Annotated in this window: 22 protein-coding genes; 11 read left to right on the top strand and 11 right to left on the bottom strand. The window is 66.6% G+C overall.

Going from position 1 to position 24,142, the window contains the following annotated elements; genetic code table 11:
* The first annotated feature begins 77 nt into the window (after window positions 1-77).
* The 3 genes from JANGC3_RS0122380 to JANGC3_RS0122370 all read left to right on the top strand — a co-directional run bounded on the left by JANGC3_RS0122380 (window position 78) and on the right by JANGC3_RS0122370 (window position 2,678).
* Window positions 78-1,343 carry an MFS transporter gene (locus tag JANGC3_RS0122380; protein WP_035788926.1) on the top strand — a complete coding sequence of 422 codons (1,266 nt, stop codon included), beginning with the start codon at window positions 78-80 and terminating at the stop codon, window positions 1,341-1,343.
* Between the two features lie 66 nt (window positions 1,344-1,409).
* A complete protein-coding gene (locus tag JANGC3_RS0122375) occupies window positions 1,410-2,072 on the top strand; it encodes a DUF1345 domain-containing protein (RefSeq protein ID WP_017878720.1) in 663 nt (220 codons plus the stop codon).
* A 228-nt stretch (window positions 2,073-2,300) separates the two neighbouring features.
* Window positions 2,301-2,678, top strand: coding sequence for an HPF/RaiA family ribosome-associated protein (locus tag JANGC3_RS0122370; protein WP_017878719.1), 378 nt, complete (start codon window positions 2,301-2,303; stop codon window positions 2,676-2,678).
* A 121-nt stretch (window positions 2,679-2,799) separates the two neighbouring features.
* Here JANGC3_RS0122370 and JANGC3_RS0122365 read toward each other — a convergent pair whose 3' ends face one another.
* Window positions 2,800-3,579 (bottom strand): helical backbone metal receptor, encoded by a 780-nt coding sequence (locus JANGC3_RS0122365; RefSeq protein WP_017878718.1) that lies wholly within the window; start codon window positions 3,577-3,579, stop codon window positions 2,800-2,802.
* A gap of 201 nt (window positions 3,580-3,780) precedes the next feature.
* Here JANGC3_RS0122365 and JANGC3_RS0122360 point away from each other — a divergent pair, with 201 nt between their 5' ends.
* Window positions 3,781-4,746: a GGDEF domain-containing protein gene (locus JANGC3_RS0122360; RefSeq protein ID WP_017878717.1), complete on the top strand. Its 966-nt coding sequence runs from the start codon at window positions 3,781-3,783 to the stop codon at window positions 4,744-4,746.
* A gap of 3 nt (window positions 4,747-4,749) precedes the next feature.
* Here the strand turns inward: JANGC3_RS0122360 and JANGC3_RS0122355 are convergent, their stop codons facing one another.
* Window positions 4,750-5,325 (bottom strand): DUF5610 domain-containing protein, encoded by a 576-nt coding sequence (locus JANGC3_RS0122355; RefSeq protein ID WP_017878716.1) that lies wholly within the window; start codon window positions 5,323-5,325, stop codon window positions 4,750-4,752.
* 173 nt (window positions 5,326-5,498) lie between these two features.
* Here JANGC3_RS0122355 and sbcB point away from each other — a divergent pair, with 173 nt between their 5' ends.
* On the top strand, window positions 5,499-6,947 hold the full coding sequence (gene sbcB, locus JANGC3_RS0122350) for an exodeoxyribonuclease I (RefSeq protein WP_017878715.1): 1,449 nt from the start codon (window positions 5,499-5,501) through the stop codon (window positions 6,945-6,947).
* A 37-nt stretch (window positions 6,948-6,984) separates the two neighbouring features.
* Here the strand turns inward: sbcB and pyrF are convergent, their stop codons facing one another.
* Window positions 6,985-7,806 (bottom strand): orotidine-5'-phosphate decarboxylase, encoded by an 822-nt coding sequence (gene pyrF, locus JANGC3_RS0122345; protein ID WP_017878714.1) that lies wholly within the window; start codon window positions 7,804-7,806, stop codon window positions 6,985-6,987.
* Window positions 7,807-8,008: 202 nt separating this feature from the next.
* Between pyrF and JANGC3_RS0122340 the strand changes: the two genes are divergently transcribed.
* The 5 genes from JANGC3_RS0122340 (at window position 8,009) to JANGC3_RS0122320 (ending at window position 11,754) form a co-directional block, all read left to right on the top strand.
* A complete protein-coding gene (locus JANGC3_RS0122340) occupies window positions 8,009-8,593 on the top strand; it encodes a LemA family protein (protein WP_017878713.1) in 585 nt (194 codons plus the stop codon).
* Between the two features lie 2 nt (window positions 8,594-8,595).
* Entirely contained in the window at window positions 8,596-9,417 is an 822-nt protein-coding gene (locus JANGC3_RS0122335; RefSeq protein WP_017878712.1) for a TPM domain-containing protein, read from the top strand.
* Window positions 9,417-9,938 carry a TPM domain-containing protein gene (locus tag JANGC3_RS0122330; RefSeq protein ID WP_017878711.1) on the top strand — a complete coding sequence of 174 codons (522 nt, stop codon included), beginning with the start codon at window positions 9,417-9,419 and terminating at the stop codon, window positions 9,936-9,938. The genes JANGC3_RS0122335 and JANGC3_RS0122330 overlap by 1 nt, the downstream gene beginning before the upstream one ends.
* 39 nt (window positions 9,939-9,977) lie before the next feature.
* Complete coding sequence (locus tag JANGC3_RS0122325; RefSeq protein ID WP_017878710.1) at window positions 9,978-10,742, top strand: SDR family NAD(P)-dependent oxidoreductase; 765 nt, start codon at window positions 9,978-9,980, stop codon at window positions 10,740-10,742.
* Window positions 10,743-11,319: 577 nt separating this feature from the next.
* Window positions 11,320-11,754 (top strand): VanZ family protein, encoded by a 435-nt coding sequence (locus tag JANGC3_RS0122320; RefSeq protein ID WP_232429754.1) that lies wholly within the window; start codon window positions 11,320-11,322, stop codon window positions 11,752-11,754.
* Between the two features lie 45 nt (window positions 11,755-11,799).
* On the opposite strand, the gene JANGC3_RS0122315 is transcribed toward JANGC3_RS0122320, so the two are convergent.
* A complete protein-coding gene (locus JANGC3_RS0122315) occupies window positions 11,800-12,087 on the bottom strand; it encodes a hypothetical protein (protein ID WP_017878708.1) in 288 nt (95 codons plus the stop codon).
* Window positions 12,088-12,562: 475 nt separating this feature from the next.
* The gene (locus tag JANGC3_RS32960) at window positions 12,563-12,733 is read right to left on the bottom strand and encodes a hypothetical protein (RefSeq protein ID WP_157406825.1); all 171 of its coding nucleotides are present in this window, start codon (window positions 12,731-12,733) and stop codon (window positions 12,563-12,565) included.
* Between JANGC3_RS32960 and JANGC3_RS32140 the strand changes: the two genes are divergently transcribed.
* On the top strand, window positions 12,720-12,962 hold the full coding sequence (locus JANGC3_RS32140; protein ID WP_157406823.1) for a hypothetical protein: 243 nt from the start codon (window positions 12,720-12,722) through the stop codon (window positions 12,960-12,962). The genes JANGC3_RS32960 and JANGC3_RS32140 overlap by 14 nt on opposite strands.
* Window positions 12,963-13,306: 344 nt before the next feature.
* On the opposite strand, the gene galE is transcribed toward JANGC3_RS32140, so the two are convergent.
* From galE to JANGC3_RS0122275, 6 genes are all read right to left on the bottom strand, one after another.
* A complete protein-coding gene (gene galE / locus JANGC3_RS0122305; protein WP_017878707.1) occupies window positions 13,307-14,311 on the bottom strand; it encodes a UDP-glucose 4-epimerase GalE in 1,005 nt (334 codons plus the stop codon).
* A 109-nt stretch (window positions 14,312-14,420) separates the two neighbouring features.
* Window positions 14,421-15,677, bottom strand: a complete 1,257-nt coding sequence (locus JANGC3_RS0122300; protein ID WP_051068337.1) for an IS4 family transposase — start codon at window positions 15,675-15,677, stop codon at window positions 14,421-14,423.
* Window positions 15,678-15,918: 241 nt separating this feature from the next.
* Window positions 15,919-19,746: an FAD-dependent oxidoreductase gene (locus tag JANGC3_RS0122290; protein ID WP_035788920.1), complete on the bottom strand. Its 3,828-nt coding sequence runs from the start codon at window positions 19,744-19,746 to the stop codon at window positions 15,919-15,921.
* Window positions 19,747-19,946: 200 nt separating this feature from the next.
* Window positions 19,947-21,719 (bottom strand): glycoside hydrolase family 2 protein, encoded by a 1,773-nt coding sequence (locus JANGC3_RS0122285; RefSeq protein ID WP_026133347.1) that lies wholly within the window; start codon window positions 21,717-21,719, stop codon window positions 19,947-19,949.
* Between the two features lie 231 nt (window positions 21,720-21,950).
* Window positions 21,951-23,057 carry a galactokinase gene (gene galK / locus JANGC3_RS0122280; RefSeq protein WP_017878703.1) on the bottom strand — a complete coding sequence of 369 codons (1,107 nt, stop codon included), beginning with the start codon at window positions 23,055-23,057 and terminating at the stop codon, window positions 21,951-21,953.
* Window positions 23,054-24,142 (bottom strand): M24 family metallopeptidase, encoded by a 1,089-nt coding sequence (locus JANGC3_RS0122275; protein WP_017878702.1) that lies wholly within the window; start codon window positions 24,140-24,142, stop codon window positions 23,054-23,056. Before JANGC3_RS0122275 ends, galK begins: the two co-directional genes overlap by 4 nt.

Here is a 24,142-nt window from a genome sequence, read left to right as displayed (position 1 = left end):
CAGGCACAATAGTGCAAAAAATTTCCGGCCGACACGTATTTTAATCCAAGCCCCGGCCCCGCCCCTTGAAAGTCTTCATGACCCCGACCTCCGGCAGCAACGCCTTCGGCGTATTACGGCACCGAAATTTCGCGTTTTACCTGTCGGCCCGGGTCCTCGGCACGCTCGCCGTGCAGATGCAGAGCGTCGCCATCGGCTGGCAAGTCTACCAGTTGACCGGCAGCCTGTTCGACCTCGGCCTGATCGGGCTGGCCCAGTTCGCCCCCTTCCTGCTGCTGATCCTGCTCGCCGGCCACGCCGCCGACCGCTACAACCGCCGCACCATCATTTCCCTGTGCCTGGGCGCGCAACTGCTGTGCGCCGGCGCGCTGCTGGCCTTCACCGTGGCCGGCCTGGGCGTGGTCTGGCCGGTGTTCGTGGTGCTGGTACTGTTCGGCGGCGCGCGCGCCTTCATGATGCCGGCCACCCAGGCGGTGCTGGTGAACATGGTGCCCACCGAGAGTTTCAGCCGGGCCGTCGCGCTCAGCTCGTCGGGTTCGCACCTGGCCGTCATCCTCGGACCGATCCTGGGCGGGCTGCTGTACCTGGCCGGGCCGGTGGCGGTGTACGTGGTGGCGGCGCTGCTGCTGGCCGTCTCGGTGCTGCTGATGCGCATGACGCACGCGGCGCCGCAGGCCAGCCACCGCGAGCCGGCCACCTGGCACACGCTGCTCGAAGGCCTGCGCTTCGTCTGGTCCAAGCCGGTCGTGCTGGGCGCCATCTCGCTGGACCTGTTCGCGGTGCTGTTCGGCGGCGCCACCGCGCTGCTGCCGGCGCTGGCGCACGACGTGCTGCACGTCGGCCCGACCGGCCTGGGCCTGCTGCGCACCGCGCCCGGCGCCGGCGCCGCGCTGTGCTCGGTGGCGCTGGCGTTTTTTCCGATCACGCGCCGGGTCGGGCCGTGGATGTTCGGCGGCGTCGCGCTGTTCGGCCTGGGCACGCTGGCGCTGGGCGCCACCACAAGTTTGGTAGTGGCGCTGGTGGCGCTGTTTCTGATGGGCATGGGCGACATGGTCAGCGTCTACATCCGCCACCTGCTGGTGCAATTTGAAACGCCGGACGCCATCCGCGGCCGCGTCAGCGCCGTCAACGCCGTCTTCATCGGCGCCTCCAACGAGCTGGGCGAATTCGAGTCGGGCCTGACCGCCGGCTGGTTCGGCCTGGTGCGGGCGATCCTGTTCGGCGGCGCCGCCACCGTCGTCGTCACGGCGACCTGGGCGTTGGGCTTCCCGGTGCTGGCGCGCATGGACCGCTTTCCCCACCACGAGAAGGAGCGGGCCGCCAGTGGCGGTAAAGCGGCCTGATCTTTGCCGCCGGCGCGCGCGCAAGGGGTAAGATGGCGCCTCCGCCCCTTCTTCGAGCCGACCGCCATGCCCATATCACTGCCGTTCCGCGGCTTCATCCGCAGCCGCCCGCACCTGAGCCTGGCAATCGGGCTCGGCCTCGCCGTCAGCGTATTCCTGCCGCGCGAGTGGCAAGCGATGACGCGCGTGCTGACCTCCTGGAACGTGGCGGTCTGGTCCTACCTGCTAACGTCCGGTTGGATGATCATGCGCGCCGACCACGTGAAGGTGCGGGAAATGTCGGCGCGGCAGGACGAGCGCGCCGCGCTGGTGCTGGCGACGCTGTCGGTGGCCTCGGTGATGAGCCTGGCGGCGATCATCTCGCAACTGTCGGCGCTGCAGGCGATGCCGCCCGACGCGCGCCTGTTGCACTACGGCTTCACCGTCGTCACGCTGCTGGGCTCCTGGTTCCTGGTCGGCACGCTGTTTTGCGTCCATTACGCCCACCTGTACTACCAGGCCGCGACCGACAAGCCGCTGCGCTTCCCCGACGACGAGGACAACCCCGATTACTGGGACTTCCTGTATTTCTCGTTCACCATCGCCGTTGCCGTGCAGACGTCGGACGTCAGCGTGCAGACGCGCGCGATGCGCAAAATCGTCCTGGGCCAGTCGGTGCTGAGCTTTTTCTTCAACCTGGTGGTGCTGGGCCTGTCGATCAACCTGGCCGCCGGCCTGATCAATGGATAAGGGCCCGGCCGGAGGACGCGCCGGACGGCGGAAAACGAACGGTACTGGCAAGAAGACGGAAAAGGTGTAAGATAAATTCGTGTGCAAAACGTTATAGCCAACCTGGATTTGGCGCCGGTATCACTGGCGCCTATGCACGCAAGCAAGGCCTCTGGTCGACTATGCGTCGACTGCGGCGCCGCGCCACTGGTTGGCAGGGTTTATTTTATGAATAACCGGAGTGAGCATATGCAAATCAATATCAATACCGACAGCACCATCGAACGCAACGTAGGATTGGACCAGCACGTGCAGTCCGTAGTTGAATCAGCCATCAGCCGTTTCCGCGAAAACATCACCCGCGTCGAAGTACACCTGAGCGACAACAACAGCCAGAAATCGGTCGACGGCGACAATCGCTGCCTGATGGAAGCGCGCATTACCGGCTACCAGCCGATCGCCGTCAGCGACCACGCCGCCACCCTGCACCAGGCCATTGCCGGTGCGGCGGAAAAACTCAAACGCGCCATCGATAGCGCGCTCGGACGACTGCACGACAGCAAGCGCCACGCCAGCGGCAAAATTCCCGCGACCGCCGACGTCGAAGCCGACGAAGTAAACGAGTAACACCCTAGCGCGCAAAGGTGCTGGCGGCCGTTCCAGGCCGCCAGTCAAGTTCCCTGCCGCATCCTATTGCGCCCGTTGCGCCCGTTGCATCGCGCGCATCCAGTACCGCCCTCCCCCCACTTTACGTTGCGGCCAACTGGCGCAGATAGCGCAAGCCCGCCAGCGAACGGCTGCCGTACCACGACATCATTTCGCCATCGACCAACTGCACCGGCTTGCCGATCTGCCGCTCCAGCGCGTCGACATGCTCCTCGGTAAAGCGATACGGCTCGCTCGACAGCAGCACGCCGTCGATTCCCGCCAGCAGTCCGGGATACCAGTCGAAGCGCGGATAGCGCGCCGCGCCGAGGTCGGGCACGCTCCAGCCGATCTGCGCCAGCATGTTGGCGATGTAGGTGTCGCGCGAGACGGCCATCCACGGGTCTTGCCAGATGCAGTACAACAGCGTCCGTGGCGGCCCCTTGGGCGCGGCCTGCAACAAGGCCCACTCGGCCTCGAAGGCGGCGCAAAAGGCTTCGGCCCTGTCCCCGGCGCGGAACACGCCGCCCAGCAGACGCGCCAGCGCCAAGTTGTCGCGCGGCGCGAGCGGGTGGGTGACGACGATATTCGGCACGAACTCGGCCAGCGCGGCCACGGTCGGCTTCTCGTTCTCGTCGATATTCACCACCAGATGGGTCGGCGCCAGCGCGCGGATCTTGGCCAGGTTGACATCCTTGGTGCCGCCGACCTTGGCGATGGCCGCCACCTGCGCGGCCGGATGGATGCAAAAGCCGGTGCGTCCGACGATTCGCGGCCCCAGGCCCAGCTCGCACAACAATTCGGTAATCGACGGCACCAGTGAGACTATCCGCGCGGCGCCATCGGCCGCGTGCGCCGTTCCCACCGCATCAATCCATTCCATCGCGTCTCCCGCAAAACAAAGTGGCTGCCATTGAACCACGCCGGCGCGGCGCGGCGCCAGCGCTTTTCAACGGCGCCGGCGCGGCAATCTGGCGTCAAGAGCAAAGTTGCACGGTGGCATATTTCAGCTGGGCATGGTTTGCGTTATGATTGCCGCAGCGGCCACGTGGTGGGCCGGCGCGGGTTTTTTGAAGGTCTTATTGTGGAACATATCTGTAGTTTTGGCGCTTCCCGCTACCAGATCGGCGATCTGCAGCTGTTTCGCGATTCGGACGACGCCGCCGTGGCCGCCTTGCTGGCGGCCTGCCCTATCGTGCGCCTGCTGCCCGGCCAGGTGATGACGGATACGCACCGTGCCCGCCTGTACATCGTGTTGCGCGGCGCGCTGACGGTGGCGGCCGACACCTCGACCGGCATGGCCGACGGCACGCTCAGCAAGGTATTGCCGGGCGAGAGCGTCGGCGAACAATCGGTGCTCGACGAGGAAAGCAACCTGTCGGCCATCGCCGCGCTGGAGGAAACCGAGTTGTTGGTCATCGACGGCAAGCTCGTCTGGCAATTGATCGACGCCTCGAACGCGCTGGCGCGCAATCTGCTGCGCCTGCTCTCCTTCCGCATCCGCGCCGCCAACGCGCAGTTGCGCCGGCGCCAGAAGGTCGGCGAGTTCTATCGCCAGTTGTCGATGGTCGACGGCCTGACCGGCTTGTACAACCGGGCCTGGTTGAACGATTTGCTGCCGGCCATGGCGGCCACCGCGCACGGCGCGAACACGCCGCTGTCGCTGATCATGATCGACCTCGACCATTTCAAGCGCTTCAACGACAGCCATGGCCACGTCGCCGGCGACCAGGCGCTGCGCACGGCGGCCCAGGTGCTCAGCGCGGCGCTGCGCCCGACCGACTGCGCGGTGCGCTACGGCGGCGAGGAAATGATGGTGATTTTGCCCGACACCAACACCAAGATGGCGCTGCTGGTGGCCGAGCGCCTGTGCGAGCGGATGCAGCAGGCGGTGGTGTTCGCCGACATGCGCAGTCCGTTGCCGCATGTTACGGCCTCGTTCGGCGTGGCCAGCCTGGCGCCGGGCCAGGACGAGCACGCGTTGATCGCCGCCGCCGACGCCGCCCTGTACCGCGCCAAGGACGGCGGCCGCAACCGCGCCGCGCTGTAGTCGTCAGGCCGGCGCGGCGGCGTCCGCCGGCGCCGGCTTGCGGGCCGCCTCGAAGGCGGCGTAACCCTGCTGGACCAGCGCGTAGGTCTTATCGATATTGCTGGCGATATTGCCGTTGAGCACCTTCAAGCCCTGCAGGATATCCTTCGCCTCCTTGAAACCCGATTCGAAGCCGCCGCGTATCGTGTCCATGAACTTGGTCAGCAGTTTGCCCTCGTCCTCGCCCGGGTGCTGTTTCTTGTAGGCGTCGAAAAACCCGGTCGACAACGATACAATGCGCTCGGCGGTGCCTTCCGCGCTGTTGTCTTGCGAGACGGCGCCCTGCAGCGCGTCGGGGCCATATTGCGTCTGCAGTTTTTCGTTGATGCTGGTGATGGCGCTCTTGTACAGCAGCGACAGCGGTTCGTTTTGCGAGCCGATGGCAACGCTGACGGACGCTTGCAGGATCGCCGCGTTCTGTTGCAGCCGGGCTTTTTCAAGCGGCGCCATGTCCGGCGTGGCGTCGGCCGACTTGGCTTTGTCGGTCGCGGCGGCGCTGGCGGCACTGCCGGCGCCGCTGACGGATAAGGGATTTGACATGATAAGTCTCCTTGGACGAGCATTCTGTGTAACATACGGGCCGACGGGCGGATTTACGCCGGCCACCAGCAGCCCCCACAGCTTATAACGACAACAACACCACAAACTATAGGCCGCCCGCGATAAAACGCCGCCGTCCGGCGCGGGCGCCACGAATTTTTTTAGCGATCACGATGACTACCCAGACCTTTCTTTGGCACGATTACGAAACCTTTGGCGTGCAGCCGCGGCGCGACCGCCCGGCCCAGTTCGCGGCGATCCGCACCGACGCCGACCTGAATGAGATCGACCAGCCTATCATGCTGTATTGCCAGCCGGCGCCCGACTTCCTACCCGACCCGCAATCGTGCCTGATCACCGGCATCACGCCGCAGCAGTGCCTGGAGCGGGGCGTGCCGGAACACCAGTTCGCCGCGACCATCGAAAAAGCCTTTTCCAAGGCCGGCACGATCGGCGTCGGCTACAACACCATCCGCTTCGACGACGAGGTCACCCGCTTCCTGTTCTGGCGCAACCTGATCGATCCCTACGCGCGCGAATGGCAACACCAGTGCGGCCGCTGGGACTTGCTCGACGTGGTGCGCATGACCTACGCGCTGCGCCCCGAGGGCATCGCGTGGCCGACGCGCGAAGACGGCAAGCCAAGCTTCCGCCTGGAACACCTGTGCGCGGCCAACGGCCTGTTGCACGAATCGGCGCATGACGCGCTGTCGGACGTGCGCGCCACCATCGCGCTGGCGCGCCTGATCAAGCAAAAGCAGCCGAAGCTGTTCGACTTTTGCTTCGCGCTGCACAAAAAGGACCGCGTCGCCGACGAAATGGGCATGGGCCTGGCGCCGGCGCTGCGCCAGCCCTTCCTGCACGTGTCGGGCATGTTCCCGACCGAGCGCGGCTGCATCGGCCTGGTGTGGCCGCTGGCCACCCACCCGAGCAACAAGAACGAGGTGATCGTCTGGGATTGCGCTTTCGACCCGGCCGAGCTGTTCACGCTGGACGCGGCGACGATCCGCACGCGCATGTTCACCCGCAGCGACGCGCTGCCCGAGGGCGTCACGCGCCTGCCGGTGAAAAGCATCCACCTGAACAAGTCGCCTATGTTGGTAGGCAACCTCAAGACCCTGTCGCCGGCCATGGCCGAGCGCTGGGGCATCGACCTGGCGGCCGGGCGCGCCCACGCCGCCACGGCGGCGGCCGGGCCGGACATGGCGGCGGTCTGGGCCGAGGTGTTCCAGCGCCCCGGCGCGACCGAGGCGCCGGACGTCGACGAGGATTTGTACGGCGGCTTCATCGGCAACGACGACCGCCGTCTGCTCGACGCGCTACGCAAGGAAAGTCCGCAGCGCCTGGCCAGCGCGCGCCCGTCGTTTTCCGACCAGCGCCTGCAAGAGCTGCTGTTCCGCTACCGCGCGCGCAATTTCCCGGCGAGCTTGAACGAGGTCGAGCTTGAGCGTTGGGAAGAGCACCGCGCCGCGCGCCTGTACCAAGGCGCCGCCGGGGCGCGCACGGTCGATCTGCTGTTCAGCGAAATCGACCAATTGCAGGAAACCGCCGACGAGCGCGGCGAGCAGATACTGGGCGCGCTGTACGATTACGTTGAGATGGTGGCGCCGCAGCACCAGTAGAAGCCGGTACGCGGCCCGTCCAGGGCCGCGAACCCATTCAAGCGCGGTACAGGTTGATGGCGTCGCGCGTTTCCAGCGCCACCCGGCGGGCGGCGGCGGCGAAGTCTTCGCCCTGCTCCGGCTTGGCGTAGATAATCGCGCGCGACGAGTTGATCATCATGCCCATGCCGTTCGCGGTCTGGCCGGCGGCAACCGTGGCGGCGACGTCGCCGCCCTGGGCGCCCACGCCCGGCACCAGCAGCGGCATGTCGCCGACAATCGCGCGCACCTGCGCCAGCTCCTGCGGGAAGGTGGCGCCGACCACCAGCGCGCACTGGCCGTTCTTGTTCCACTTTTCCGCCACCAGGCGCGCCACGTGCTGGTACAGCGGCTGGCCGTCGACATTCAAAAATTGCAGGTCGGAACCGCCCGGGTTCGAGGTGCGGCACAGGATGATCACGCCGCGGTCTTCCCACTCCATGTACGGCTCGACCGAATCGGCGCCCATGTACGGGTTGACGGTGACGGCGTCGGCGCCGTAGCGCTCGAACGCCTCGCGCGCGTACTGGGTCGCGGTGGCGCCGATGTCGCCGCGCTTGGCGTCGAGGATCAGCGGGATATGCGGATAGGTCTCGCGCGCGTAGCGGCAAATGTCCTCGAGCTGGCGCTCGGCGCCGAGCGCGGCGAAGTAGGCGATCTGCGGCTTGAACGAACACGCCAGGTCGGCGGTGGCGTCGATGATCCGGGTACAGAAGGTAACAATGCCATCCGGCTGGTCGCGCAGCTGCGGCGGCAGCTTGGCGAGGTCGGGGTCCAGCCCGACGCACAGCAGCGAATCGTTGGCCGTCCACGCGGCGGATAATTTATTGATGAAATTCACGGCGCGCCTTATCTATTCGGTTGCAAACCCCATATTGTACCGTCCGCCGGCCGGAAAGGCCGCCCAAGCCGCCGCGGCGCGCACGATATAACAGCGGCCGGCGGCGGGAAATTGCCCAGTTTGGGGTATATTAATCGCTCGTCCCTTACGCGCGCGCAGCGCCACCACCATGTCCACCACAGCAAACCGTTTTTCCCCTTGGATGCGCCTGATACTGATGCTGGGCGCGCTCGCCAGCCTGCTGTCGGGTTGCGGCTACAACCAGTTTCAAAGCAAGGACGAGGCCACCAAGGCCGCCTGGGGCGAGGTGGTGAACCAGTACCAACGGCGCGCCGACCTGATTCCCAACCTGGTCAACACCGTCAAGGGTTACGCCGCGCACGAGCGCGAAACGCTGGAGGCGGTCACGCGCGCGCGCGCCGCCGCCACCAGCTTCCAGATCACGCCGGAGGTGCTCAACAATCCCGCCGCGTTCCAGAAGTTCCAGCAGGTGCAGGGCGAGCTGTCGTCGGCGCTGTCGCGCCTGATGGTGGTGTCGGAGAAATATCCCGACCTGAAGGCCAACGCCAACTTCCGCGACCTGCAGTCTCAGCTCGAAGGCACGGAAAACCGCATCACCGTGGCGCGCCAGCGTTATATCGCGGCGGTCCAGGATTACAACGTGCTGGCGCGCAGCTTCCCCAGCAATCTGACGGCGATGGCGTTCGGCTACCAGGTCAAGCCCTCCTTCACGGTCGAGAACGAAAAATCGATATCGACCGCGCCCACCGTCAACTTCGGCAAATAGGCATGGCGATGCTGCGCAAGCTGGCCGGCCTCGTCTGCGTGCTGGGTTTCCTGGCGCCAGGTCCGGGCGCCGCCCAGGCGTTGCTGGCGGTGCCGCCGGTGCGCGCCCACGTCACCGACAACGCCGGCATGCTCGACGCCAAGCAGCGCGCCGCGCTCGACGGCGTGCTGGCCGACTACGAGGCCAAGACCGGCAGCCAGATCGCCGTGCTGCTGGTGGCCAGCACCGCGCCGGAAGCGATCGAACAATACGGCATCCGCGTCGCCGACGCCTGGAAGCTGGGCCGCAAGGGCGTCGACGACGGCGTTCTGTTATTGGTGGCCAAAGACAATCCGCCGGCGTTGCGGCGCCTGCGCATTGAGGCCGGCCGCGGCGTCCAGGGCGTGCTGACGGATGCGCAATCGAAGCGCGTGCTGCAGGACGTGATCGCACCGCATTTCCGCCAGAACGACTACTACGGCGGTCTGGTGGCCGGGGTCGGCGCGATCGCCACGCTGCTGAACCAGGAACAATTTCCAGCCGCCGCCCAGGGCAAGCCGGCCAACAGCGTGGAAGAAGACGTTGACGCCACCTTCTGGGGCCCGCTGCTGCTGTTGGGCGCGCTGGCGCTGGCGGCGCTGCGCCGTTCGCGCGGCGGCCCGCGCCGCGGCGGCTGGGCGCGCAACGCCAGCGGCGTCCTGCTGGGCGCCGCGCTGGGCAGCCGTGGCGGCGGCTTTTCCGGCGGCGGCGGGGGCTTTTCGGGCGGCGGCGGCTTTTCGGGCGGCGGCGGCTTTTCGGGCGGCGGCGGCAGTTTCGACGGCGGCGGCGCCTCGGGGGATTGGTAATGACTGACTCGAGCTCCTTCATCGCACGCTGCCGGCGCGCCCTGACCCATCTGCGCAGCACCGCGGCCGACGGCCGCCGCGCCTTTCCGCAGGCCACGCTGACAGCGATCGAGGACGCCATCGCCAAAGGCGAGCTGGCCCACACCGCCGAAGTGCGCCTGATCGTCGAAACCTCGCTGAATCCGGGCGAGGTGTTCAGCGGCATCAGCAACCGCGAGCGCGCGCTGGCCCTGTTCGCCCAATATGGCGTATGGGACACGGAAGACAATTGCGGCGTGCTGATCTACATTAACCTGGCCGAGCGCAAGGTCGACATCGTCGCCGACCGCAACGTCGGGCGCCGCCTCGGCCCGGCCGAATGGCAGGCGATCTGCCAGACGATGACGCGGGGCTACGCCAGCGGCGCCTTCCACGACAGCACGCTGCAAGCGCTGGCCACGCTCAACGACTTGCTTGCGCAGCACTTCCCCGCCAACGGCGCGCGTTCAAACCAGTTGCCGAACCAGGCCATCATCATCTAGGGCCACGCGGCCCCCTCCCCTATCCCAGTGTAAGCAACAATGAAACTATCCCATAAAGTAGCCATCGTCACCGGTGCGACCCAAGGCATCGGCCTGGCCTGCGCCCAACGCCTGATCATCGAAGGCGCCAGCGTGATGCTGGTCGACGTCAAGCCGGAGGGCGCACAGGCGGCCGCCGCGCTGGGCGGCAAGGCCGACTTCTTCACCGCCGACGTCAGCCAAAAAGCCGACGTCGACGCCCTGCTGGCGGCAACCCTGGCGCGCTTCGGGCGCGTCGACATTTTGATCAACAACGCCGGCGTCACCCACGCGGCCGACTTCCTCGACGTCAGCGAGGACGACTTCGACCGGGTTATGCGCATCAACCTGAAATCGATGTTCCTGTGCGGCCAGGCGGCGGCGCGCGAAATGGTCAGGCAAGGCAGCGGCTGCATCATCAACATGTCCAGCGTCAACGCCGAACTGGCAATCCCGAACCAGGTGCCCTATGTGGTGTCGAAAGGCGCGATCAACCAACTGACCAAGGTGATGGCGCTCAACCTGGCGCCGCACGGCGTGCGCGTGAACGGCATCGGCCCCGGCACCATCCTGACGGAACTGGCCAAGAAGGCGGTCCTGTCGAGTCCGCAAGCGCGCCACACCATCCTGTCGCGCACGCCGCTGGGACGCTGCGGCGAACCGGAGGAAGTGGCGTCCATCGCCGCTTTCCTGGCCAGCGACGACGCCAGCTACATGACCGGCCAGACCATCTACGTCGACGGCGGCCGCCTTGCGCTCAACTACACGGTAGCGGTCAAGGACTGAGGCGCGGCGGCGCGCCTATCGATATATGAAAAAATTATAACTGATATCGCGAAATATCATTAGACATATATGTGGCGGCGCAGCATAATGCATCTGTCTCCACTATTCTCCTCCAAGAAAATAGTTTTAAGCCCGCTTTTACCAGCGGGCTTTTTTTTATCCGCTCAACGCGCGTACCCGAACGGCAGGCCACGAACGTCGCCGCCGCCCGCTTTACACCGCTTAATTCAGTTGATTGATGTATGTCATCGCCCTGTCATCCTTGACGGTTATGCTGGTTACATCTGCAGTACACGCAAACGATATGCGTGATTTCGGATGGGTGTGCCGGCTCACTATGGCAGTCGGCACACCAAACTGCGGCGGCGTGCCGCCTTTCACACCGCGTCGCTGCCACACAGGCAGCGCGAGCAAACCCGCATTAGCGCAAGCAAGCCCGATGTAGCGCCAACAAGCCCATTTTGCACTCTTGACCCTTTCTTGGGTTTTTCGCCCGCTTTCACCAGCGGGCGCTTTTTTTCCCGGCGAACCAGCACCCGCCGTCCGATGCCGCCGACCCGAACGGCGGCGGCATGCTATGGTTGCCCTCTTTTTTGACTTTGCCCTTCCTATGCACACCCATCTCGTTAAGCTGCTTGTCTCCGCCGACTATCAAAAACTGCGCTACCGCAGCGCCTTCCTGCTGTATCTGATGATATTGATATGGGGATCGGTGCCCGGCGCCAGGGAAGAGATCGGCTATGTCGCGTCCGGCGTGGTGCTGCATTCGATCGCCTACGGCGGCCTGACCTTCCTGCTGTTTAGCGGCCGCACCGGCGCGCCGCTGTGGCGCGCGGCGACGGCGCTTGCGACAATTGCGCTGATGGGTGCGTTCGATGAACTGTTGCAAAGTTTTATGCCCTTCCGGCACGGTGCGCTGACAGACTGGCTGGTGGACTGCAACGCCGGCTTGATCATGTCGGCCTTGCTGTGGGCGTTCTGGGCCAAGGCGGAACGCGCCTACCAGGCCTGATCGCCGCCGCGCAACAAGGAAGGCCCGGCCTGGCCGGGCCGCCGCCTACTCCGAACTGGCGCCGTCCTCCTTATCAAACACAAATTTCCCCTGCCTGGCATTACCGTTCAAACCCATCCGGCGCAAGATCGCCTTGGTTTCGCGCCGGCTGCTGGAACACGCCACGGCCTTGCCGACATTGCTTTTCACATCCCTCATCTGCTCAGTCTTCGCCAGCCTCACCAGCCCGTACAAAGCCTGCGACAACACATATTGCTTACGCGGTTCCGGCGTGCCGCCATATACCGCAACGATTAAGTCTTCAATAACGTTGACACTGGTTTGTGTTGGCATGTTGTGTCCTAATTTCGGAAAAACAAATTATTGCCCTATCTTTAATCCGACAATTTGACTTGGCTCAATTTTTTTAATTGAGATATTAGGCTGCGCGTCATTGGGCGCGGAAACGGCAAAGCAAGATAAAAAAAATACATCGATTGATGTGGCTCAACGCCCTATACAGATGACGCGAACATCGTTACCGTTTTCCCCCTCTTACATTTGCGGCGGACGCTAAGCGGGTCGGCAAGGGGGCCGCAACGCAAAGGTTGCCGGCCACTTAATATCTGTTTGATAATTTCTTTAAAAAGAGTGTCTTGAATGACTGGGGCAATTGAATCATTTGCACACTTTGCCAAAAAATCTGAGCAGCAATTAAATAGGAGAATATTATGGGCACTACAAGAAACACTGTATTGGCGGGTCTCATCTGCGTCGCTGTGGCGGCGTGCGGCACCACAGACAGCGGCACCGCGATGAGCGGCGAGTCTTATGGCTCTAGCGCCGGCGGCGCATATGGTTCCAGCGGGTCCAGCGGCAGCGCAGCCGGCACCGGCGTCACCAGAGGCACCAGCGCCGGCGCTTCCGGTACCAGCGCCACCGGCGCCAGCCCGTTGACGGCGATGACGGCCCCTGGCGTCGTGGTGATGATCGAAACCATACCGCGTGCGCAGGCCGGCACGATGGACCACTCGACGTCCGGCACGACCAGTCAAGCCGGCACCTCGGGCACCGCGGGCGGCACCGGTTCATCCGGTGACGTCGCCTACCGCATCACAGTGCGCCTCGACGATGGCACGACCAGGGTCATGACGCAGCAAGCAACGCCGGCGTTCCAGACCGGCGACCGGGTGCGGATGGCAAGCGACGGTATGCTGCAGCGGTATTGAGGTATCGGCGAGACTGGCAAGGCGGCGCGCTCTGCCCGCCGCGCCAGTTGCTGCCCGCGTCAACAGAGTTGTTCAAGTTGCTGAGCACGCCGAAGAAATGAGTAGCCCGTACCACGCCGGTGGCGGGTTGCCATCGCGATGCGCAACGGCCCTTGCGCGAGTTCCAATATAAATACCAATGCGGAATGGCGAATGCCGCGGCGATGAAATATACTTCGGAAATTAAATTCAATCTCGACATCTGGATAAGGCGGACGGGTGCAAACAGACGATGTGTCGTCACGCCGCGCCGCGACAGATTGAAACATATATGGCAATAATAGAAAAGCCGGTCTTCTATTAGACTATCGCGTCTGCCCCGCTGTTTGCTCTTGCAACAATTTCAATTCCCACGCCCAAGCGTGTCGGATGATTACATTGATATCGGCATAGTTTGGCGACCATTGTAATTGCTTGCGCGCGCGCGTGGAATCGGCGACCAAGACCGCCGGATCGCCGTCCCGCCGCGGCCCGGCCAGTTGGCCGATGGCGCGGCCGCTGACCTGCCGCGCCGCCGCGATCACTTGGGCGATCGAATAGCCGTTGCCATTGCCTAGGTTAAAGCAGTCGCTGGCGCCCCCCGCCAACAGCGATTGCAGCGCCAGCAGGTGGGCTTCGCACAAATCCATCACGTGGACGTAGTCGCGCACGCAGGTGCCGTCCGCCGTGGCGTAGTCGTCGCCGTAGACGGTGACGGCCCCGCGCCGGCCGGAGGCGGCTTGCAGCACCAGCGGAATCAGGTGCGTCTCGGGCAGGTGGCGCTCGCCCAGTTCCGCGTCCGGGTCGGCGCCGGCGGCGTTGAAATAGCGCAGGCAAATGGACTTCATGCCGTAGGCGCGGTCGAAATCGGCCAGTATTTCCTCGACCATCCACTTCGAACGTCCGTAGGGGTTGATCGGGTGCTTCGGGTGGTTTTCATCGATGGGGACGTAAAGCGGATTGCCGAAGATGGCGGCGGTCGACGAAAAGATGAACTTGTCGACGCCGTGCCGCACCATCGCGTCGAGCAGGCGCACGGTGTTGCCGACGTTGTTGTCGTAGTACTTGGCCGGCTCGCGGAGCGATTCGCCAACCTGGATGAAGCTGGCGAAGTGCATCACGGCGCCGATGGGAAACGCTTGCAACATGACATCCAGCGCGCTGGCGTCGCCCAGGTCGCAGGCGATCAGGCTGTCGGGCGGCACGGCCTCGCGCCAACCCTGCGACAGGTTGTCGAGCACCACGCAAGGGTAGCCGGCCTGGCCCAGGCGCTTGACCATGTGGCTGCCGATGTAGCCGGCGCCGCCGACCACCAAAATATACGGTTTCATGTGCCGCCTCCGGACGGATCGGGTAATTCGGGCATGGGGGAAATCAAAACCACCGGCGTAAGCCCGGGGTCAGACCCCAATCCACCCAAGTTAGGGATTTTCCAACCTTTTAACATGGTTTTTGGATCATGTGCTTGTGCGGCTTCGGCCTGGTTTTGCGTGTTTTGGATAGATTTTCCCGATGGATGTGTGTCCGTTTCGCAATCAGGCGCAGCACCTCGCGCAGTAACTTCGCCACCTTTTTTCCGAGCAGAAGGGCCGGCAACAATGGTTTGAGGGCGGTATGCGCATAGGCGTGGTTGATGCGCTCGGCTGCGCGCAGGTCGGCGCTGTCGTGGGCTGTCAAGGCCGCCAGGGTTTGCAAGTTATCGCACATGATTTTGGCGGCGACGTCCTGCACCACGGCTTGCTGGGACAGGCCNGACACATGCTCCAAATTGAGNCGATGCTTGAGCCGCTTGAAGGCTTCCTCGATACGCCAGCGCTTGTGGTAGAGGTCGCCGAAGCCGTCGGCGGGAAAGCGCGCGCTGTCGAACAAATTGGTCATCAACACCCGCACCTTGCCGTTCGGCGCGACATGGCGGACGAGGCGCNCCTGCTGGGGNTCTCGGGGGCATTCATAATCGTCGGCGTCGCGCCGGTCGGGCGCGCGCAGCATGACGAGCTGCTCGCTCAGACCGGAGCGCAGGAAGTCGCGCACGCAGGGAAAGCCGCCGTTGCCGGCCTTCTCGACGCGCATGCAGAACGCAATGTGNCGATGTTTGAGCAGCGATACCAGCCATCGGGACGGGTAGCCCCGGTCGAGCAGCAGAAGATCGGTGCCGGAAAGTCGGTCCAGGTGTTCGACCAGCATTTGCCGCTCGCCGCAGTCCTCGATGCCGTGCAGCGAGGCCGCAAGCATCAATTCCGCGCCGGGAAGGAACAGGCCGAACAGGATTTGATCGGCCAGCGCGGCGCGCTTGACGTGGCTGGGGCGCAAGCCGAATCGCATGGTCGAAGCATCAGCGGCGACCAAACGCAGGCCGCGCCAGCGCGGCACAAATCCGTGGTGCTCGGCGCGTGCGACCAGCCAGTCGTTGAGCAGGGGAATGGCCGTCAGAGACAGCTTGGCGCGCGCCTGGGCGAACGCCTGCTCAGACACCTTGCGCACCAATTGCGCACGTTGCTGCAGATGGGCGAAGAATACGTCGAGCTCGGCTTGGACGCTCATGCGCATACCGGTAAGCATCAACGCGACCAGCGCCGGCAACGGCAATTTTCGCTGGCGGGAAAATGCGGCGGGGNGTTCAATATGTCGGGCCGTCAGAAGGAATTCGACGGACTGCAAATGCGCGGCAAGATCGTTGAACAGTGCGGCAAGGGACATAGCGGCCAATGAGGTAAAAAATCTCACTGACCGCGCCCTACCTCACTGGCATGTCAAGCTTTTTATTGTATTTCGCTCTACTTTTAAAGAAAAATTCTTAACTTGGGTGGATTGGGTCAGACCCCGAGGGTCTGACCCGCTCGCCTTGGCGCCGGCTCTTTGCCTTGGCTGGGCTTTCACCGTTGCCGGCACGCCAACTTCAGGGTGGGCGTGGGGGGGCGCCCCCCCCTCCCCGCCAGCGTCAATCGGCCAGCACGTTTTGCTGCGCCCCGCCCGTCTCGGCGGCAACCGCCAGCGCCGCCTTCTTGCCGGCGAGGAAGGCGTGGTCCGAGTTGTAGTACTCCCACTCGCTGTAGCGCCCGGCCAGCACGATGTCGTGGCCGGCCAGCCACGTCTTCACCAGCTCGACGTTGGCGGCGCGGGCGTGGTCGTAGACGACGTAGGCATAGGGCATGTCGACCTGGTTGGCGGTCAGCAGGCGGTCGTCGGGGCGCAGCATGCCGACCTTGATGCAGTCGGCCATGCAGCGCGCCACCAGCGCCGCGCCGCTGAGCGGCAAGGGCTTGCTCGGCGAATAGGAGATTTCGCAGGTCAGGCCGAAGCCCCCGGGCGGGTTGCAATGCGGGCTGGCATTGCCCTGGACGAAGATGCGGTGGAATATCGTCTCCTCCGGATAGTAGACCCAGTGTTTGTCGGTGATCTGCTCGCGCGCCACGCCAAGGTTGACGCAGCGCACCGACACGTGGCGCAGCGCGCGCGCGGCGGCGCGCACCTCGGCCGGCGCTTGCTCGCCAATCAGCCTGATCAGTTCCGGCAGCGGCATGGTGCTGATCAGCTGCTGGTAGCGGAAACGGCGGCCGTCGGCCAGCGCCAGCACGTGCTCGCGCGGCAGCAGTTGCACCACTTCGGCGTTGAGTTCGACTTTGCCGCGGATATGCGGCAGGAACGCCGACATCAGCGCCTGGAAGCCGCCCCGCAGCGGATAGCCGAAGCGCGCGTTCGGCCCCATCGGCCGCGCCACCGGCTCCAGCGCGCCGTCGATGATTTCCTCGAGGTCCGGCAACGGCACCCGCCCGCCCAGCCACGAGGTTTCCATTTCCGTCAGCGGAACGGTCCACAGCTTGCGGTTGTACGGAATCGCGAAATGCTTGGCGATGCCGGTGCCCCACACCTGGTAGATGAACTGCTCGAAGTTGATCGACTCCTTGCGGGCCGGCAGCGCGGTCGCCGCGTTGGCCACGTCGGCGCTGCCGTCGGCGCAGCAATCCTCGACCGGTTTGAGCGCGGCGCAGGCCGGCGCGGGCGCCGCCGCCGGCGCCGAACCTTGGCGCAGGTTGCCGAAGCGCGCCTGCATCGCGCCGACGATGCATTCCTTGATGACGGCCGGCGGCAGGCCGTAGAGCGCGCCCTGGAATGGGTAGCGCGTGTAGACGTTCTTGCTGTAGATCCAAGCCTCGCGGTTTTGCCAGTGCATGTTCGGCCCCAGCAGCAGACGGTACAGCTCGAGTACGTAGGGGTCGGTTGAAAACATGATGTGGCCGGCGTGGTCGAAGGTGAAGCCGGCGTCGCTGACCGAGCGGCACCAGCCGCCCACCTCGGCGTTGCGCTCCAGCAGCAGCGTGTCCGCTCCCAGGTGGTAAGCGGCCGACAGCCCGGTCGGGCCGGCGCCGACGATCGCGCAGCGCACCGCCTGCGGCGCGTTGGGCGTGCGCAGCGGGTTGACCTTGCCCGCGGCGGCGGCGTCCGGCGCCGGCGCCGCCACGGCGACGGCGCGCGCGCCCTGGCCCGGCTTGGTCGAATCGAGCAGCGCGCGCATCTGCTCCACCGTCGCGTCCCAGGAAGTCGCGGCGACCACCGCGGCCATGCCCGCGGCGCGCGCGGCGCGCTGCGCCGGCGTCGCCGCGAGCGCCTCTTCGCAGGCGCGCACGAAGCCGGCGGCGTCGTCGGCGATGGCGACCAGTTCGCCGTACGGCACCACCACGTCGGCGATCGCCGTGCTGACGATCGGCAGTTGCGCCGCCATGTATTCGAGCACCTTGGTCGGGCTGATGAACCGCGTCGCCTCGTTGAGCGCGAATGGCATCAGGCAGACGTCCCAGCCGGCCAGGAAGTGCGGCAGCGCCTGGTAGGGTTGCTGGCCGAGGTAATGGATGTTCTGCCGCTGCGGCAGGCTGGCCGGGTCGATTTTCAGCACCGGCCCGACCAGGACGATCTGCCAGTCGCTGTGGGCGTCGGCCAGCGCCGCCACCAGTGCCGGGTCGAAGCGCTCGTCGATGACGCCGTAGTAGCCCAGCCGCGGTGCCGGTATGTTCAGGTGCGCCGGATGGCCGTTGTGGCGGTCGAGCGCCTGCTCGAAATGCACCACGTCGACGCTGCTGGCGAAGCAATGCGTGTTCGGATGGCGCGCGCGCTTGGCCTCGAACAGGCTGGGGCCGCCGGCGAACACCAGGTCGGCGCGCGCCAGCAGCGCCGCCTCGCGCTGCAGCAACTGCTTGGGCGGGTTCTTGAACGCCGCCAGCTCGTCCATGCAGTCGTACACCACCAGGTGCGGATGCAGTTGCGGCAGCAGCGGCAGCGCCATCGGCGTGTAGAACCAGACGATCGGGTCCTCCTCCGGCGTCACCTCGCTCAGCAGCGACTGCAGCAGCGCCAGCTGGTCGTCGTGGAAGCCGCCCGCCGGCACCGGCGTTTGCGGCTGGCACAGCGTCACGTTGGGCGCCGGCGTCGACAAGGTCAGGTGCGGCGCCCCCTCGTGCAGCGTCGGCTCCTCGACGAACAACACATGGTAAAACTGCGCCAGGCGCGACAACAACTGCTGTGGCCTTTGGTAGACAAAGTTCCAACGAAGATGAGAGAAAACCATGATCGTCCTCATTCCAGCTCCTTCCCGCCCTGGTGGCGCGTACGTTGAACACAGGTGCCGCGTCAGGCGCTGGGCCTGGCGCAACCCCGTTGCATAAGGCTCGGACAGCACGCGCTGCAGTGGCTCCGGCCCGCTTAAACTGACATCCCACAAGCCGCTGTGGTGCCAGAAATTCTCGTCCTCCCAATCCGGCCGGTCGATCGCCGGATACATGCAGATGCCGCGCAGGTCGCCGCCGTGCTGGTGCGCCAGCGCGGCCTGCTGCGCGGTTTCCCTGATCCAGGCGCCGCGGCCGCTGCCGACGTGGCTGGTCTCGGCCAGCAGCAGCGGCCGGCGGTAGCGCCGCTGCACCTCCAGCAACAACTGGTGCAGCGGCATGCGGCGCGGCTCGCCCAGGTGCCACCACAGGCGCAGGTTGCTGCCGCTTTCCCATTGGTTGCTGTGGTAATAATTCAGGCCGATCAGGTCGAGGTAGCGCTCGGCCCCGCCCAGCTCCGGCTCGCTGCGTCCGCACAGCATGTCCCAGGCCTCGAACTGCGACTCGCGCCATTGCGCGGCGGAATCGGCCCAGTCGGGCCGGTCGGGCGGCGCGATGACGTGGATCAGCGGATCGCACTGCAGGATGCGGGCGCGCGGGTTGACGGCCCAGATCGCGTCGCAGCCGGCGAGCGTCGCGCGCACCAGTTGGCGCTTGCCGTCGGGGCCGGCGTTGGGCCGCTCCGTGTTCAAGCCCTGGAACATGTGCACCGACAGGCCCCAGCTGGAAAACGAGATTTCGTTGATCGGCGAGTAGATCGGCGCGGCGTCGGAGAACGGCGCCAGGTATGCGCTGACGGCGCCGCAAAAACGCGCGAAGCGTTCGACGAACTGCGGCGCGAACAGGTCGACGTCGGCCGGCCAGCCGTAGTGGTGGAAGGTCCAGCAGATCTGCAAGCCCATCTCGCGCGCCAGCCGGGCGCGCTCCTCCAGCGACGAGAAGTCGAAGCGGCCGTCCCGTTCGACCAGGCGCCAGCCGACGCTTTCGCGCACCGTGCGTATGCGGAACTGGGCCAGTTGCGCGTAGTCCTCGCGCACCCGCGCCAGATGGCCGCTGGCCTGGTTCATCGACAGCGCCCGCCCGGCGTGCGTGACGTGGTCGGCGCCCTCGAAGCCGGCCTGCCAGTACGACAGGAACGGCGCGGCGGCGGCGTCGTCTGGCTCACTCATCGGGGCCGCCATGCAGCAAGGTCTTCATGCCAAATCTCCTTTGAAAAACCGGCGCGCCGGTTCGCCGTCGTCGCTGAAATGCCGCCAATGCCAGGCACATGCAGGCGATTACCACCGGGGTCGGCCCCCTAGGGTCCGACTCCGGCGCTTTGCCTCCGGTATGCGTCGCCGTCCCGGTCGCCTTGGCCGCGCGCGGCGCGTCAATCGATTTTCTCGTTGCGGGTGGCCGCGCTGATCAGTTCCAGCTCGACCTTGGGCGTGCGGTCGGCGTTCAACAGGCCGTTCGCCTCCTGGAAGGTGTCGGCGAACTGGGTGTAGCAAAAACCGCTGAACAGTTGCGCCGTGTTGACCACCGCCAGCAGGCGCCGGTACAGGTCGAGGAAGCCGACCTCGCTGGTGGCGCGCGAGTAGCCCCAGGTGTGGCCGTCGACGCCCGCCGCCGGCTTGGTGAAGGCAATGCCGCCGAACTCGGTGAGCACGATCGGCTGGCCGCGGTGCGGAAAACCGTCCAGCGTCAAGATGCGCCCGCCCGGGCGGCGCTGGTCGAACAGGATCGTGCGCGAGGCGTCGGTGATGGCGTAGCGCGCCTGCAGCCGCTCCGGGTCGCAGTCGTAGTCGTGGATGCCGAGGATGTCGGTGGCCGAGGCCTCCCAGCCGTCGTTGCCGATCACCGGACGGGTCGCGTCGAGCGTGCGCGTCAAGTGGTACAGCGCCTCGACCGCGTTGCGGTGGGCCTGGATCGCGGTCAGGTTCGGCACCCCCCACGATTCGTTGAACGGCACCCACACCAGCACGCAGGGGTGGCTGTAGTCGCGCTCGATAACCTCGGTCCACTCGCGCACCATGCGCGTGATGGCGCGCGTCGTGAAGCGGTAGGCCGACGGCATTTCCTCCCATACCAGCAGACCGAGCCGGTCGGCCCAGTACAGGTAGCGCGGGTCTTCGATTTTCTGGTGCTTGCGCACGCCGTTGAAACCGAGCGCCTTGGCCAGTTCGACGTCGCGCTTGAGCGCGGCGTCGGACGGCGCCGCCAGCAGCGTGTCGGGCCAGTAGCCCTGGTCCAGCACCAGCCGCAGCGGATAGGGCCGGCCGTTGAGCATGAAGCGGTCGCGGTTGATCGCCACCGAGCGCAGCGCCGTATACGAGCGCACCGTGTCGATGACCTGCCCGCCCTGCAGCAGCAGGACCTCGGCGTCGAGCAGGGTCGGGCGTTCCGGACTCCACAGCAGCTCGTTGCGCGAATCGTCGATGCCCGGGTCCGCCAGCGAAATCTTGCGGTTCGCCTCGTTGCCCAACAGCGCGTAGCGGTCGTCGGCCAGCAGGCTGTCGCCGTGCCAGATGCGCACTTCGACGACCAGGTCGTCGGCGACGTCGCCGCCGGCGAACACTTCGCAGCCGATCTCGTAGCCCTCGAAGATCGGCGTCCAGCGCAGCTTCTGGATATAGGTGGCGGCGACGCGTTCAAGCCAGACCGTCTGCCAGATGCCGGTGGTGCGCGGATACCAGATCGAGTGCGGCTCGAGCTGCCAGTCCTGCTTGCCGCGCGGTTTGGCCAGGTCGTGCGGGTCGTCCTCGACGTACACCGTCACGGTGTGGCGGCCGTCGGCGTTGAGCACGTCGCCGATGTCGGCGACGAACGGCGTGTGGCCGCCCTCGTGCTCGGCCACGACGTGGCCGTTGACCCACACCTTGGCCTGGTAGTCGACGGCGCCGAAATGCAGCAGCACGCGCCCGGGGCCGGCGGCGATGTCGAACTCGCGCTGGTACCAGCAGGCGACGTGGAAGCCGCGGTCGCCGACCCCGCTGGCCTGCGACTCCGGCGGAAACGGCACGGTGATGTCGTGGGTCCAGTGAATGGGATCGGACGGCAGCTTGTGGCGCCGCTCGTTGTCGAAGGCGAAACGCCAGGGACCGTTGAGCGACTGCCAGTGCTCGCGCACCAGTTGCGGTCGGGGGTAGGCAAATGCGGACATCGGCTCCTCGTCGGGTGGGTCATATGGTCGGGTGGGTCGGGCAATGCGGCCGGGCAAGCCGAGGTCGGGCGCGTCGCCGGGCGCCGGCTTCGTGTACCGGTTACTAGTTGGAGCCGGCGCGGCGGCGGTAGTTCCAGCGCCGCGCCGGTTTCCGCCGCCGCCTTTAACTACGTCAAACAACCGCGTCAAACCACCGCGTCGAACTTTGGCGCGACGCCGCGGCCCGGCGCCTCAGGTTTGCCGCGGCGGCGCCGGCGCCGCGTCGTCCGGCGCCGGCAACAGCAGCCGGCCGCGCCGGCCGGCGCCGCCGCCGTTGTAGCGCGCCAGCACCGCGCGCCCGGTCGCCGCGCCCCAGCCGCGTTGGCACAGCGCCACGCAGGCGCCGCCGAAGCCAGCCCCGGTCAGGCGCGCGCCGTACACCGCCGGCTCGGCGCACAGCAGCGCGGCCAGCTCGTCGAGTTCGGCGATCGACACCTCGTAGTCGTCGCGCAGGCTGGCGTGCGACTGGCGCATCAGGCGGCCGAACTCGGCCGGGCCGGGCTGGGCGCAGGCGCGCAGCACGCGGGCGTTTTCGCTGACCACGTGGCGCGCCCGCCGCCGCCACGGCTGCGGCAGGCGCTCGACCAGCTCCAACGCGTCGACGTCGCGCAGCGCCGCCACCCCGAGCAGGCGCGCCGCCTCCTCGCACTCGCGGCGGCGCTCGTTGTACTTGCTGGCCGCCAGCGAGCGCGCGACGCCGGAGTCAATCACGATCAGCTCGCTGTCGGCCGGCAGCGGCAGCAGCTCGAACTGCAGGCTGCGGGCGTCGAGGAACAGCATGTGCGCGCTGTCGGCCAGGCTGGCCGCCATCTGGTCCATGACGCCGCAGTTGACCTGGGCGTAATTAACCTCGGCCTGCTGGCCGATCAGCGCCAGCGCGACGTCGTCCAGCGCCAGCCCGAGCAGCGCGCGCAGCGCGCGCAGCGTCGCCAGTTCCAGCGCCGCGCTGCTCGACAGGCCGGCGCCGACCGGCACGTCCGAGCGCACGTAGACGCGCAGCGCCGGCACCACCACCGCGCGCTCCTCGAGCACGCGGATGCAACCCTCGACATAGCGGCCGAAGCCGGGCGGCGCGTGGCCGGCGCGGGCGAAGCGCACGCCCTGGTCCAGCGTTGCCGAATACACCTGGTGGTGCTCGTCAAGGGCCGGCGCCAGCGCCACCTCGGTGCGCTGCAGCGTCGCCGTCGGCAACATGAAGCCGTCGTTGTAGTCGGTGTGCTCGCCGAGCAGGTTGACGCGCCCGGGCGCCGACGCCCGCACCGCCGGCGCGCCGGCGAAATATTCGGTCATGGTAATCATGTCTTCTCCAGGCAAAGCGGACGCTTGCGGCCCTGCACCAAGGCCCACGGCCAGTCCGGGTCGAAGGTCAGGTTCTCCAGCTCGCCGCCCTCGAGCAGGAAGGTGTCCTCGATCTTGATGCCGTCCAGGCTGGGGTTCAGCGCCAGCGCCATGCCGTCCCTCAAGCAGGTCTCGGCGTGCGCGCTGGCCAGCACCTCGCGCGCCAGGTAGCCGGTGATGCCGCCCTGGTGGTGTTGCAGGATGGCGTCCGGCCAGCCGGCGTAGGCGTAGGCGCCCTCGAGGGCGCGGTACACCGTCGACAAGGGCTGGCCGGGTTCGCAGGCGTCCAGGCCGACCGCCTCCAGCGCCATCAGCGCCTGCTGGCGCGGGTCGGCGCCGGCGCCGAAGCTGACGAAGCGGGTCAGGTTGGCGTACAGGCCGAAGCGGCGCGCGCACAGCACCAGCATGGCGCGCCGGCCCAGCGGCTGCGCGGTCGGCAGCGGATGGCGGTAGCGCCCCAGCCGCTCGGCGCCGGCGGCCAGCACCAGCGCCGGCGCCAGCCCGCGCGCGCACAGCGCCTGGGCGGCGGCGCCGGCGAGCTCGTATTCGGTCCAGCCCGGCCCGGCCGCGCGCAGCGTCGCGCTGGCGGCGCCGGCGGCGAGGCGGCCTAGTTGGCGGTAGCGCGCCCGCTCCGGCGCCGCCAGCACCAGCCGCTCGTCGCGCGCCCAGGCCGGCAGCGCGTGCTCCAGCGGGCCCGGGCGGTCGCTCAACACGCCGGCGCCGGCCGCCGCGTGGCGCACGAAATGTTCGCGCAACTCCTGCCGCGCCCACGGCGTCACCTGCCAGGTCCACGGCGCCAGCACTTGTTCGCTGCGCAAGCGCTCGGCCTCGATGGCGTCGGTCAGCACGTAGGCGGCGTCGGCCGTGACGAGCGCCTCGGCCACCCCGGCCTCGGCCGTCAGCAGCACCGCGTTCGAGGCGCCCGCCGCCGCCCAGGCGAACCAGTCGACGCCGCGCAGGCGCAGCGCGCCGGCGCCGCTGCGCGCCAACCAGCCGCGCATGCGCGCCAGCTTGGCCCTGGTTTCGTGTTCGCCCGGCGCCGTCAC

Origin of the sequence: Janthinobacterium sp. CG3 (assembly GCF_000344615.1) — a bacterium.
In the GTDB taxonomy this organism is placed as follows: Bacteria; Pseudomonadota; Gammaproteobacteria; order Burkholderiales; family Burkholderiaceae_D; genus Janthinobacterium.
This window is presented reverse-complemented; position numbering and strand designations above follow the sequence as displayed.

What these genes read in the sequence shown, in the direction of transcription:
- galK (WP_017878703.1), bottom strand. Translation starts at nt 23,057, where the DNA reads ATGATTACCATGACCGAATATTTCGCCGGCGCGCCGGCGGTGCGGGCG.
- JANGC3_RS0122320 (WP_232429754.1), top strand. Translation starts at nt 11,320, where the DNA reads ATGGTTGCCCTCTTTTTTGACTTTGCCCTTCCTATGCACACCCATCTC.
- galE (WP_017878707.1), bottom strand. Translation starts at nt 14,311, where the DNA reads ATGAAACCGTATATTTTGGTGGTCGGCGGCGCCGGCTACATCGGCAGC.
- JANGC3_RS0122365 (WP_017878718.1), bottom strand. Translation starts at nt 3,579, where the DNA reads ATGGAATGGATTGATGCGGTGGGAACGGCGCACGCGGCCGATGGCGCC.
- JANGC3_RS32140 (WP_157406823.1), top strand. Translation starts at nt 12,720, where the DNA reads ATGATCGAAACCATACCGCGTGCGCAGGCCGGCACGATGGACCACTCG.
- JANGC3_RS0122380 (WP_035788926.1), top strand. Translation starts at nt 78, where the DNA reads ATGACCCCGACCTCCGGCAGCAACGCCTTCGGCGTATTACGGCACCGA.
- sbcB (WP_017878715.1), top strand. Translation starts at nt 5,499, where the DNA reads ATGACTACCCAGACCTTTCTTTGGCACGATTACGAAACCTTTGGCGTG.
- JANGC3_RS0122285 (WP_026133347.1), bottom strand. Translation starts at nt 21,719, where the DNA reads ATGTCCGCATTTGCCTACCCCCGACCGCAACTGGTGCGCGAGCACTGG.
- JANGC3_RS0122325 (WP_017878710.1), top strand. Translation starts at nt 9,978, where the DNA reads ATGAAACTATCCCATAAAGTAGCCATCGTCACCGGTGCGACCCAAGGC.
- JANGC3_RS0122290 (WP_035788920.1), bottom strand. Translation starts at nt 19,746, where the DNA reads ATGAGTGAGCCAGACGACGCCGCCGCCGCGCCGTTCCTGTCGTACTGG.
- JANGC3_RS0122370 (WP_017878719.1), top strand. Translation starts at nt 2,301, where the DNA reads ATGCAAATCAATATCAATACCGACAGCACCATCGAACGCAACGTAGGA.
- JANGC3_RS0122355 (WP_017878716.1), bottom strand. Translation starts at nt 5,325, where the DNA reads ATGTCAAATCCCTTATCCGTCAGCGGCGCCGGCAGTGCCGCCAGCGCC.
- JANGC3_RS0122375 (WP_017878720.1), top strand. Translation starts at nt 1,410, where the DNA reads ATGCCCATATCACTGCCGTTCCGCGGCTTCATCCGCAGCCGCCCGCAC.
- JANGC3_RS0122315 (WP_017878708.1), bottom strand. Translation starts at nt 12,087, where the DNA reads ATGCCAACACAAACCAGTGTCAACGTTATTGAAGACTTAATCGTTGCG.
- JANGC3_RS0122330 (WP_017878711.1), top strand. Translation starts at nt 9,417, where the DNA reads ATGACTGACTCGAGCTCCTTCATCGCACGCTGCCGGCGCGCCCTGACC.
- JANGC3_RS0122340 (WP_017878713.1), top strand. Translation starts at nt 8,009, where the DNA reads ATGCGCCTGATACTGATGCTGGGCGCGCTCGCCAGCCTGCTGTCGGGT.
- JANGC3_RS32960 (WP_157406825.1), bottom strand. Translation starts at nt 12,733, where the DNA reads ATGGTTTCGATCATCACCACGACGCCAGGGGCCGTCATCGCCGTCAAC.
- JANGC3_RS0122335 (WP_017878712.1), top strand. Translation starts at nt 8,596, where the DNA reads ATGGCGATGCTGCGCAAGCTGGCCGGCCTCGTCTGCGTGCTGGGTTTC.